11 protein-coding genes and 1 tRNA gene are annotated in these 11,820 nt (G+C 40.1%); 7 read left to right on the top strand and 5 right to left on the bottom strand.

Annotated features, from left to right (window positions below):
• The first annotated feature begins 85 nt into the window (after positions 1 to 85).
• Positions 86 to 1,330, top strand: a complete 1,245-nt coding sequence (locus F957_RS08780; protein WP_016540472.1) for an NADH:flavin oxidoreductase/NADH oxidase family protein — start codon at positions 86 to 88, stop codon at positions 1,328 to 1,330.
• 87 nt (positions 1,331 to 1,417) lie between these two features.
• Here the strand turns inward: F957_RS08780 and F957_RS08785 are convergent.
• From F957_RS08785 to pyrC, 3 genes are all read right to left on the bottom strand, one after another.
• Positions 1,418 to 1,493, bottom strand: a tRNA-Glu gene (locus tag F957_RS08785).
• A 19-nt stretch (positions 1,494 to 1,512) separates the two neighbouring features.
• Positions 1,513 to 2,178 carry a ribonuclease T gene (gene rnt / locus F957_RS08790; RefSeq protein ID WP_016540473.1) on the bottom strand — a complete coding sequence of 222 codons (666 nt, stop codon included), beginning with the start codon at positions 2,176 to 2,178 and terminating at the stop codon, positions 1,513 to 1,515.
• Complete coding sequence (gene pyrC, locus F957_RS08795) at positions 2,163 to 3,197, bottom strand: dihydroorotase (protein WP_016660390.1); 1,035 nt, start codon at positions 3,195 to 3,197, stop codon at positions 2,163 to 2,165. The genes rnt and pyrC overlap by 16 nt, the downstream gene beginning before the upstream one ends.
• A gap of 163 nt (positions 3,198 to 3,360) precedes the next feature.
• Between pyrC and F957_RS08800 the strand changes: the two genes are divergently transcribed.
• Positions 3,361 to 4,632: a diguanylate cyclase gene (locus F957_RS08800; RefSeq protein ID WP_016540475.1), complete on the top strand. Its 1,272-nt coding sequence runs from the start codon at positions 3,361 to 3,363 to the stop codon at positions 4,630 to 4,632.
• Positions 4,633 to 4,690: 58 nt separating this feature from the next.
• On the opposite strand, the gene F957_RS08805 is transcribed toward F957_RS08800, so the two are convergent.
• Positions 4,691 to 5,893 carry a L,D-transpeptidase family protein gene (locus F957_RS08805; protein WP_016540476.1) on the bottom strand — a complete coding sequence of 401 codons (1,203 nt, stop codon included), beginning with the start codon at positions 5,891 to 5,893 and terminating at the stop codon, positions 4,691 to 4,693.
• Positions 5,894 to 6,090: 197 nt separating this feature from the next.
• Between F957_RS08805 and hemE the strand changes: the two genes are divergently transcribed.
• From hemE to F957_RS08830, 5 genes are all read left to right on the top strand, one after another.
• Positions 6,091 to 7,164 (top strand): uroporphyrinogen decarboxylase, encoded by a 1,074-nt coding sequence (gene hemE, locus F957_RS08810; RefSeq protein ID WP_016540477.1) that lies wholly within the window; start codon positions 6,091 to 6,093, stop codon positions 7,162 to 7,164.
• 43 nt (positions 7,165 to 7,207) lie between these two features.
• The gene (locus tag F957_RS08815; RefSeq protein WP_016540478.1) at positions 7,208 to 8,002 is read left to right on the top strand and encodes a DUF817 family protein; all 795 of its coding nucleotides are present in this window, start codon (positions 7,208 to 7,210) and stop codon (positions 8,000 to 8,002) included.
• 183 nt (positions 8,003 to 8,185) lie between these two features.
• Positions 8,186 to 8,656: a DUF3015 family protein gene (locus tag F957_RS08820; RefSeq protein WP_016540479.1), complete on the top strand. Its 471-nt coding sequence runs from the start codon at positions 8,186 to 8,188 to the stop codon at positions 8,654 to 8,656.
• Positions 8,657 to 8,733: 77 nt separating this feature from the next.
• Entirely contained in the window at positions 8,734 to 10,614 is a 1,881-nt protein-coding gene (locus F957_RS08825; RefSeq protein WP_016540480.1) for an Lnb N-terminal periplasmic domain-containing protein, read from the top strand.
• 2 nt (positions 10,615 to 10,616) lie between these two features.
• Positions 10,617 to 11,450: a hypothetical protein gene (locus F957_RS08830; protein WP_016540481.1), complete on the top strand. Its 834-nt coding sequence runs from the start codon at positions 10,617 to 10,619 to the stop codon at positions 11,448 to 11,450.
• 10 nt (positions 11,451 to 11,460) lie between these two features.
• Here the strand turns inward: F957_RS08830 and F957_RS08835 are convergent, their stop codons facing one another.
• Positions 11,461 to 11,820 carry a cupin domain-containing protein gene (locus F957_RS08835; RefSeq protein ID WP_016540482.1) on the bottom strand — a complete coding sequence of 120 codons (360 nt, stop codon included), beginning with the start codon at positions 11,818 to 11,820 and terminating at the stop codon, positions 11,461 to 11,463.

Here is an 11,820-nt window from a genome sequence, read left to right as displayed (position 1 = left end):
TTGTCAGTTCATCGGAAGAATGCTTGACAGTAACAATAATCAGATTAAATTAGAGTAAATACTCTAATTGTAGCAGAGGATGACCATGAGTCAGATTGCAGACAGTATCCAGATTCGCAATACCATATTTAAAAACCGCATTATCAAAGGGGCGATGAGCGAGGCACTTGCCAATGATGCAGGGCAACCCAATGATCTATTGATTGGTCTATACGAAGCATGGGCAAAAGGTGGTTTGGGCTGTGCCATTACTGGAAACGTGATGGTCAATGTGGGCGCCAAGAATGAGCCGGGTGTGGTTGCAATTGAAACCGAACGTGATTTGGAAAAACTCAAGCAATGGGCTGCTGTGGGTAAGAAACATGGCATGGTGCAATTGATTCAATTGTCACATCCAGGTCGTCAATGTCCAAAGGGGTTAAACAAGGAAACGGTCGCACCCTCAGCTGTGCCATTTAGTCCAATGCTTGCGGCAATGTTTGGCACACCACGTGAACTTAAACACGACGAAATTTTAGATATTATCCAGCGTTTTGCGACAGCAGCTGCAGTCTGTGAAAAAGCGGGTTTTGAAGGTGTGCAATTACATGGTGCACATGGTTATTTGATTAGCCAATTTCTATCACCTTTGACCAATAAACGTACAGATCAATGGGGCGGTTCGATTGAGAATCGTATGCGTTTCTTGATCGATGCTTATCAGGCGGTGCGTGATGCAACTTCTGAAAACTTCATTATTTCAGTCAAACTGAACTCGGCAGATTTCCAGCGCGGTGGGATTACAGAAGAAGATGTGATTACCGTGTTTAAAGCCATTGATGTTGCGGGAATTGACATTATTGAAATTTCTGGTGGCACTTACGAAGCTCCAGCCATGGCAGGTGCTAAAGCAGAAAAGCGTAAGGCGAGTACGATCGCGCGTGAAGCTTATTTCTTAGAATTTGCAGAAAAAATTCGCCAACATGTTGCCTGTAAGTTGATGGTAACAGGTGGCTTCCGTACAGTTGAAGGAATGAATGCTGCATTGCAAAGTGGTGCATGTGATTTTATCGGGATTGCGCGTCCATTGGCTGTAGAGGTTGATTTACCTGAACGCTTAATCGCAGGGTATGATGTCCGTTATGCAGTGAATCAAATTAAAACAGGAATTCCATTTGTCGATAAAATGGCAATTATGGAAATCATCTGGTATGCGGCACAGTTCAAAGCCATTGGACAGGGTAAAAAGCCAAATCCAAAATTATCGCCGTTGTTGGTATTTTTGAATTATGCGAAGGGGAATATCAAGGCGGTTGTGAAAGGTCGAGTCAATTCAAGGAAGTCTGCATAAGATATATTAGGACTCTTCGGAGTCCTTTTTATTATTCAAAGCAAATAAAAAAGCCACTGTCTTAGAATGCAGTGGCTTTTTCAAATTTGGCGTCCCTACGGGGATTCGAACCCCGGTTACCGCCGTGAAAGGGCGATGTCCTAGGCCTCTAGACGATAGGGACTTCTTGAGGTGGGTGTATATTAGGGTTCTGTCACCAAACTGTCAAGAAGGTGAGGAGACAGTTTGTTCAAAATATAGCAAAACAGTTCGGCCGTCTTCTGCGTATCGTACAACGCAGAATGGGCTTCTTTGCCATCAAACTCAATACCAGCCTGAATACAGGCACGTGCCAATACCGTTTGTCCAAACATGACGGCACTTAAAGTCACGGTATCAAAGACAGAGAAACTGTGAAACGGGTTTTGATTTTTGGTACCCGAACGTGCAATCGCTGCTTGCAGGAAACCTAAGTCAAAGTGCGCGTTATGACCCACTAAGACAGCATGGGTACAATGCTGGGCTTTACGCACTTCATTCAATGATTTGAAAATACGACGCAAAGCGCTGCGCTCATCTTCTGCCATTGCAACACGCATTGGATTGAATGGATCAATACCAATGAAGTCTAATGAGCGGCGGTCAAGATTTGCACCTTCAAAAGGATTGATATGTGCTTGAAAAGATGGGCCTGGGACAAATTGCCCATTTTCATCATAGACAATTGGGATACAGGCGATTTCAAGTAGTGCATCGGTTTGAGAATTAAAGCCTGCTGTTTCCACATCGACAACAACAGGTAAAAATCCACGAAAACGCTGACCAATGACAGGCGCTTTGTTTTCTTCTTGGGTCACACTTTTCTCCATTGCAGGGTTTTACCAGCATGAAGTGGAATAATTTTCTGATCTTCAAGATAATCAAAAGATTCAGCGACGGTAATGTCTTCTTTCACTAAGGTAATGGTTGAGGTATTGCGTGGTAGGCCATAGAAATCAGCACCAAACATACTCGCAAAGCCTTCTAGACGCTCTAACTTACCAACCTGATCAAAGGCTTGTGCATAAAGTTCAATTGCATTTGGTGCACTATAGCAACCAGCACAACCACAGGCATTCTCTTTGGCATTTTGTGCATGTGGTGCACTGTCAGTACCTAAGAAAAATTTAGGATTACCACTGGTTGCGACTTCTAATAAGGTCGTTTGATGAGTCTGACGTTTTAAAATCGGTAAGCAATAGAAATGTGGTTTGACACCACCGACTAACATATCATTCCGGTTGAATAATAAATGTTGTGGGGTAATGGTTGCTGCCACATTACGATCTTGTTCCAACACAAAATTCGCCGCATCACTTGTTGTAATGTGTTCTAACACGACTTTTAATTTTGGGAACTGTTTCAATAAAGGCGACAGCACTTCATCTAAGAATTTTTTTTCACGATCAAAAATATCAACGTGATTATGCGTCACTTCTCCATGTAGTAACAATGGAACCTGATGTTCTTCCAGTTGTTCAATCACGGCATACACTTTGCGAATATCACTAACACCATTATCTGAGTTAGTGGTCGCACCCGCTGGATAAAGTTTGATGGCATTAACGAATTCAGATTCTTTAATTTTACGAACTTCGTCTGGAGACGTATGATCGGTAAAATAAAGCACCATGCGTGGGTCAAAATTCAACCCTTCAGGCACATGGGCAAGGATACGCTCGCGATAGGCTAAAGCTTCTTCTACCGTTTTAACAGGTGGAACAAGATTGGGCATACAAATTGCGCGTGCAAATTGCTTGGCTAAATCAGGGACAGTACGTTTTAAAGCTAAACCATCACGCAGGTGTGCGTGCCAATCATCGGGTTGCAAAAGTGTAAGAGTATTCAAGGTCTACTTCAAACTTAAAAATAATACAAATAATAATGCATAAAGTGTGAAAATGGTAACTACAATTACGGATAAGTGGTTAAGCAAAGCACATGACAAAATGAGAAATTATGTTATTTTTTATGCGGCACAATAATAGTGCAGTATAAAAAGAGTAGATGGGATGGACAACAGCTATGATCTTGATCAATTAAGGAGGTCAAAAGAAGACCTAGAGCAGCTTGTTGCCCAACATTCTAAATCTAAAAAGACCCATCAGACTTTACCGCAAAAATTAGAAAATGAATTCTGGAGATTTAATGTTGATCGAACTCGTCTCAATGCGATTCAGTTTTTCGGTCAGGGCGTCATTACCTATACCATATTTGTACTGTTGATCTTGCCCTCTAATTTTCTCGTCATTCGTGGAAGTGCATATTTTGTTCTCGATTTTATCTATAGTATTCTCAGTCTGATTGTTGTTGGTATCGCGCTGTTCTTTTTCTGGGCTTTTTCTCGGTTTAAACAACTCAATACATTGTTTTATCCTGCTGCTTGTCTGATCGTGTTCCTGACCATTGTATTAACCTCAGTCTTGATGATGAGTGTTTCAAATCTGGTACTGCAAAATCAAGCCATGGTGCTCATTGCATTCCTGTATATGTTGGGATTTATTCTCAGTGGTATTCGTCCTGTACATATGTTGTGGATTGGTTCGCTTGCTGCAATCACGATCTTGTTTGTTTCGTATTGGTTGGATAACTCAAGTGATTTTCTCATGGTTGGGCGGACATTGATTGGAAGCTTACTGCTTGGTTTTTCGATCAGTGTTATGCTGACTTCCAAAGAAAGAAAAATATTTATAAAGTCCAAAATTTCAGAAATTGATGAGCAGATTTTACGTATCCAAGCCTCTGAGTTATTACACTTGAGTCAGCATGATGAACTGACTGATGTGTCAAATCGGCGTACATTTGAAGAGATGTGCACTTATTATTATGAATTAGCTTGTAAAGAACGGAAATCGCTGTCGGTACTGTTTATCGATATTGATTATTTTAAAAACTACAATGATTTTTATGGGCATCAAATGGGGGATCAAGTGATCTCGTCCATTGCAAAAACCATTAAAAGCTCGATTCGGCATATGGATTTTATTGCACGTTATGGTGGGGAGGAGTTTGTGGTGTTATTACCTGAAACCTCTGCACAAGGCGCATATGCAGTCGCAACCAATATTTATCGTGCGATTGACCGCTTAATGATTCCGCATGATAAATCTTTGGTGTCTAACCATGTCACCATTAGTTTGGGGATCACAGTCTTTAATGGTAACCCTAAAATTAGCCAAGAGATGTTGATACACACTGCGGATAAGGCGCTATATCGGGCCAAGCAACTTGGACGTAATCAAATTTATTATCAGCCTTTACCCAATTTAGAGCAGCATATTTGAAATTAAAAAAACCGAATATCAACATGGATATTCGGTTTTTTTATCGAAAATACTCAGATTATTCCAAGAATTTTACCGTTACACCTGAACGTACTTTAGCACCCAAGTCATTGGCATCCCAGTTGGTTAAACGAATACAACCATGCGATGCAGTCTTAGAAATTAAAGATGGGTTTGGCGTACCATGAATACCAAATGATTTTTTACTTAAACCGATCCAGATATTACCGACGGGTGCATTTGGACCTGGTGGTAAAGAAAGAGGTTTAAGGTTTTTACCTTGGACAAAGTTAGAAGGTGAATAGCTATACCAAGGATTTTTTGCCACACCCACTACTTTATAAGTACCTGTTGGAGAAGGTGTATCAGTACTGCCAATTGTTGCAGGAAATGAGGCAATCATTTGATTACGGCTGTTGAATAAATACAACTGTCTTGCGCCTTTGTGTGCAACAATCAAATGAATATCTTCAGGTAAGTCATTGCGGACATTGGCCACAATAATTTTTTCACCTGCTTTTTTGAACGTCGCTGTTGGATTTAATTTCTTTAAGAAATTTTCATCCATATGGAATTTTTCACCCAACATTTCAGTTACACGGGTGTAATACAAACCTTTCATTTTGGCTTGTAAAGCATAGTCAGAAGGGATTGAATCCGCATATGGGCCTTTGAGGTCAGCATCAGTAATGGTGTATTCGACATAGGCTGGTTTGGTTTGTTTTGCAACCAAAGCATCCCAAGTTTCTTTGCTTAACTGACCTGTAGGCGTTAAACCATTCATTTGCTGGAATGATGCGATCGCTTTTAAAGTGTTTTTACCGTTTGAGCCATCAATCGCTCCTGGTGATGCATGGGCATTGTTCAACATGACATGCGCACGTGCGTAGGCAGGAAGCTGTCCTTTTGGTAAAGCTTCAGGATATTCAGCATTATTCATGCTATCGAGTGTCCACGAAATTTTAGTCGTTGGAGCAGCTGTCGTCGTTGTGGTATCAGGTGTGCTTTCTAATTTTTGCGATACAACTGATGCAGCACCAGTATTAATTTGTGGCTCAGATGCGGCTGGTGCGGCAACACTTGAAGCTGGATTAGCAACAACACTTGAAGCTGTACGTTCAATCGCTAATGGGTCAATAGGATCTTGTACTGAACCCGAAATTTGTTTTGGATTTAATGGTTGCTCAGTTGTTGGAGCAGCAAAAGCAACATTAGCAAGAATACAACTTAAACTCATAGCGAGTAATGAGCGAACAAACATGTAATTCAACCTTAAGAATTATTCATATTGGGATATAAGATGTTGCAAGTATTACAGAAAATAATGTCACTTGCAGTAGCAGTTTTGTGTAAAAGCGAAATTTATTTGAGTGCATAAATTTGAATACGATTGAAATTATAAATTCCAAGCTAACTTTGTTATGATGCGCGCTACATGAAAAAATTTAGAGATTGGTAATGACAACGTTGAAAAATGATCGTTTTTTACGAGCTTTATTACGTGAACCTGTAGACACCACACCTGTATGGATGATGCGTCAAGCAGGACGTTATTTACCAGAATATCGTGAAACTCGTGCGCAGGCAGGGGACTTCTTATCTCTATGTAAAAATACTGACTTTGCTTGCGAAGTGACGTTACAGCCATTACGCCGTTATGAGCTCGATGCGGCAATTTTATTTTCAGATATTTTAACGGTTCCTGATGCTCTAGGTTTGGGGTTGTATTTTGAGACAGGTGAAGGGCCAAAGTTTCATAAAACAGTTCGTACTGCACAAGATGTGGCGAATTTACCTAAATTAAATGCCAAGTCTGATCTGGCCTATGTCATGAATGCCGTTTCGACCATCCGTTCTGCTTTAAATGGACAGGTTCCGTTGATTGGTTTCTCTGGAAGTCCGTGGACTTTAGCAACGTATATGGTTGAAGGTGGTTCAAGTAAAGAGTTTCGCTTCATTAAAAATATGATGTACGCGCAGCCAGAAGTGTTACATGCTTTGCTCGATCATTTAGCTGATTCAGTGATTGATTATCTCAATGCGCAAATTGATGCAGGCGCACAAGCGATCCAGATTTTTGATAGCTGGGGTGGTGCGCTTGCGCATAGGGAATATGTTGAATTCTCATTGAACTATATGACCAAGATTATTGCAGGGCTTCAACGTGAAAAAGATGGTCAACGTATTCCGATCATTCTGTTTACCAAAGGTGGCGGGCAATGGTTGGAAACCATGCTAACGACAGGAGCAGATGCATTTGGTCTAGATTGGACTACACCGCTTTATACTGCACGTGATGTGGTTGCGGGACGAGCTGCGTTACAAGGTAATTTAGATCCTGCTGTGCTTTATGGTTCAGCTGCTTCAATTGAAAAATCAGTGAAAGCCATGTTGGATGATGCTTATGCTAGTGGTGAAAAAACAGGCTATATCGCGAATTTAGGTCACGGTATCACGCAATGGGTGGATCCAGCACAACCGAAGATTTTTGTTGATACTGTGCATGAGTACAGTGCTAAGTATTTAGGTTGATATTTTTTAAGTCTTTTAAAATAAACACGCTAGGATTCGTTTTGTGCAGTTGATTGTATTACCGCTCAACTTTATCACTAAGGCAGCTTCGGCTGCCTTATTTGGATTGTTGCTTTTGATTGCATTTGCAGTCACCGCCCCGATGGGGAGTCATGAGTATTATGGTTTCTTTCGTTATGACTATTTATTGTTTTACGCACTGATTATTCAAGTTTGCCTGATCTATTTAAAGCTCGAGTCATGGGCAGAAGCGAAAGTGATTGCCTTATTTCATATTATGGCCATGGGGATGGAGATTTTTCTCACTCATCCTGCCATTGCATCATGGCAATATCCGCAGCCTGCGGTTTTAAAACTGTTCACTGTGCCGTTGTTTGCTGGTTTTATGTATTCAGCCGTAGGCAGTTTTTTTGCTCGTTCTCTGAGGCTTTATCAGGTTTCTTTCGAAAACTTACCCAATTTTGGCAATATGCTGTGCTTGGCGGTATTGTCTTATCTCAACTTTATGACTAAGTTTTTTATTCCAGATATTCGGATTGCATTATTTATCTGGAGCGGTTTGATTTTCTGGAAAACAAAACTGTATTTTCAATTGCAACAACATCGTTTTAGTGTACCGATGTTACCGATTTTATTGTTACTTGCATTTTTGATTTGGATTGCGGAAAACATCAGTACCTTTTATAAAATATGGCTTTATCCAAGCCAAGTCGATGCTTGGCATATGGTGGGTTGGGGGAAGCTTGGGTCATGGTATCTTTTATTATTACTGAGCTTGGTGTTGGTATTAAAAATCTTGGGAACCAGAGATAAAAATGGGGCGTGGCAGTTAAATTAGATGGCCTAAAGTTCTTTTAACAGACTTTTCTAATTCCCCTTTGTTATGAGTATTTCAGATATATTTCAAAATTTATTTGCTAAAACACGCTAAGCTGGTTATTTTAACTTCTGTGTAAGATTGATTACACACACAATAGTGATAACAAATATTGAAGAATAATTGATACTGGAGTTCGTTCCTATGTTAAAAAAAATTGCATTAGCCGCTCTATTAGCCGCTGGTTCAACTGTTGCAATGGCTGACAATGATGTTGGTTGTGGTGTGGGTACACAAGTATGGGCAGGTAAAAAAGGTGTTGCACCTAAAATTCTTGCTGCAACAACCAATGGTATTTTTACTAACCAATTATTAGGTATTACTTTTGGTACTCTAGGATGCCGTCAAGGTGGTACGGTAACAGCTCAAGTGGTGACCTTCACCAATGAAAATGCTGAATCTTTGGCACGTGATATGGCTGTTGGCCAAGGTGAAAGCTTAAATGTGCTTGCTGAATTAATGCAAATTAAAGCCAATGACAAAGCACGTTTCTTTGCTGTGTCTAAAGCAAATTTTGCTGAAATTTATTCAAGCAAAAATACCAACTCACTTCAAGTTCTCGATGCATTACAAGGCGTGATGGCAAAAGATGCGGTGCTTAAAGCATACGTTTAATTGCTGCATGCAAAAACCCTGTCTTGATGGCAGGGTTTTCTTATACCGATTCCTATTATTTTAAAAATTGCGATTGAATGAAATTAGCTACTTTTGCGCTGGCGTTTTTAACGTGCCACTTTGCACATGCTGCGGTTGAATCAGATATTCAGACTTATTTGGATCTAGCCAACAAGAAAAAATTAGATCAGCACGTCACGTGGCAACGCTTGATGTATGCTGACCATAAACAAAATAGCGAAGTCAGTTATGCGGGTTATTTTTACGCAAAAGATGGTCAAACCAATTTAAATAATGAGCTACAGGCGGATATTAAAGCCTTATTTGTTGAAGCTTCAGATAATCAATCCTTCCGTTGTAAATTTCCTGCACGTAGCCGTTGGCTGATGCAACAGCTCAATATCAATGATCAACAGCTTCCAAAAGTAACTTGTAATGAGTTTGAGGACTGGATTAATCAAATCAAGCCGTATAAGGTCACCTTGATTTATGCAACCGATTTTATGGGTAATCCAAGTTCAATGTTTGGACATACTTTGCTACGTCTAGACCCTAAAGATCAGAAGCAACTCAATTTAGTGTCCTATGCGGTGAACTATGCCGCAACGGTAAGAGGTGAGGACAATTGGTCTTATGCATGGAAGGGCTTAACAGGGCAGTATCCTGGCGAATATTCTTTAATGCCCTATTATCGTAAAGTCAAAGAATATGGTGATTTTGAAAGTCGTGATTTATGGGAATATGAACTCAATCTCACACCAGAGGAAACCCGATTTCTGGTTGAGCATATTTGGGAAATGCAGCATGTGAGTTTCCCTTATTATTTTGTTAGTGATAATTGTGCTTATCGTTTATTGGGTCTAATTGACTTGGTTCGTCCTAATTTAAAACTAAAACAGCAGTTCAATTATGCCGCCATTCCAATTGAAACCCTGAAGGCGGTCGATCAGCAAGATCTGGTTAAAGAAGTGATCTATCGTCCTGCCTTGGAAACGCAGTTACTCGCACAAGCCAAACAACATGGTACTGCTTTAGCCAAAGTTGCCCATCAAGTCGCTTTTACCGAAATGGATAAAGCTCAATCCATTTTAAACACCTATCAGCAACAGGATCAGGCCAAAATTCTAGAAATGGCCTATGATGATTTATATCTGCAATATATTAGCCATAAAGTGGATGCCGATTTTGCCCAACCTCAATTACGTCAGTTACTTGCACAGCGCAGTCAAATTGAAGTTGATAAACAACGGCAAGAGCCTATACGCCCGAAAAAACAGCCTGTAGAAGGACATCATGCGCGAAATCTTTCTATGAATATTGGAGAGGTGCAAGGACAAAAGTTTGTTGAACTTGGGCATCGTCAGGCTTATCACGATTTGATTGATCCACAAGCGGGTTATCGTACAGGTACGCAACTCTTGTTTTTAGATGGTAGTCTGCAATACCGTGACGACAAGCTTAAGTTAGAACATTTAGATCTACTGTCGGTGAATTCCTACAACCCCATTCAACCATTTAAATCACCACTCAGTTGGGGTTTTAATTTGGGTTGGAAACAGGAGTCTGTCGAGAAAGGGCAGTTTAGTGAAGATCGGCAACATGGTGTCATGAATCTAAATATGCAAGTTGGGTATAGCGTGGCAGATTATGATCGTCGAAATTTGTGTTATGCCCAGTTGCAAAGTCATATTCAAGGTGGCAAAAATTTAGATAAAGGCTGGCGTGTTGGAGTAGGGCCAACGGTAGGTTGTATGAATCTGTGGACAGACAATATTAACAGCGTGGTACAGATTGAGTTACCGTATTGGCAAGATCAGAGTCAGTGGAATTTAAGAGTTGGTACGCAATTGCAATATAGTTTGAACTCAAATCACGCTGTAAGAGTAAACTGGGATTATGAACAGCAGGATCATAAAGACTGGAATAAAATTGGCGTGGGCTATGTACGGTTTTTTTAATAATGAATAATATTGATCAAGCACAAGAGTTTGAAAAATTACTACAACAATTGGATGAGGTCCAAGCAAGTATCTCTGACCCAACAAAATGGAGAATTTCTCAACCGGGATCTTTAAGCCATTGGAATGATATTAAAGCGCAAGTCTCGGAGTATAGAGAAAATGAAAGTTTATACTTTGATCCTTATGCAGTTGATGATCTGGATGTCTATCAGTTATTAGAGCAGGAAATATATTTTAAAAATTTCTGTTTGGAGCTGACCTATCTGATTCGTCTTGCTTATGATCTGGGTTTGGTTTCAACACAAATCCGAGAAATTTATTTGTCTGTTTATCAGTTCTGGTTGGCCTATGCTGACTTACTGTCACTCATTCAGTCGCATGGACAACAGCTTGGTGTTGCTGCAATAGAACTCACGACAGATTATAGCCATGCATTGTTATTGCTTTGCTGCGCAATATGTTATGGCGATGAGGCTGATATTATAAAAACAATCGATGGATTATTGCTTTACCCTTCGGATCGGCTCATTGATTTGATTAGCTATCCCTATCTTGAGGTTGAAACGATTAGTGAAAGCTATGCTGTTGATTATCCATTTAGACAGTTAGATGGCTTGTTGAATACAACAGTCGATGCGTCTACGATGAGTTTGTATTTACAACAGCTTGAACATGATCAGCAGCAAGGTAAATATTGGGAAAAGAAATTTTTCCACAAAATTGCGTTGTTGGGGAAGTGGCGTTTTGAAGCGTTGATTATCTGTAAATTATATGCAATTGAACTGAATGAAATGAAAAATTTCGAGAGTTTTCCAGATGAGTTTGAAATTTAAAGAGGATTGATTAAACCTCAACAATCACATAGTATTTTTTTACTGCTTCTATCACTTCAAAAGTACCGACAAATGCAGCTGGGATAATGCCTGCATTTCCCGCTGTGACTTCAATAAAAGTATTGGTCTTTGCATCATGAATGCGAACAATACCTTCAATGATTTGAAAGAACTCTTGTTTATTGTCAGCAAATACAATATTCCATGCACCGACTTCACACTGCCAGATGCCACAGTCCATATGTGGATGTTCATATAGACTATACGTGAGCCGCTCAGGATTACCCTGAACCAGACGATCTGGTCGAGGGTAATCAACGCTGGCTTCATTTTTTAAATGACCGAAACCTGCTAACTGAATGGATGACAT

Origin of the sequence: Acinetobacter gyllenbergii CIP 110306 = MTCC 11365, assembly GCF_000413855.1 — a bacterium.
GTDB classification, from domain to species: domain Bacteria; phylum Pseudomonadota; class Gammaproteobacteria; order Pseudomonadales; family Moraxellaceae; genus Acinetobacter; species Acinetobacter gyllenbergii.
The sequence above is the reverse complement of the archived record's forward strand: the minus strand, read 5'-3'. Positions and strand labels throughout refer to the sequence as shown.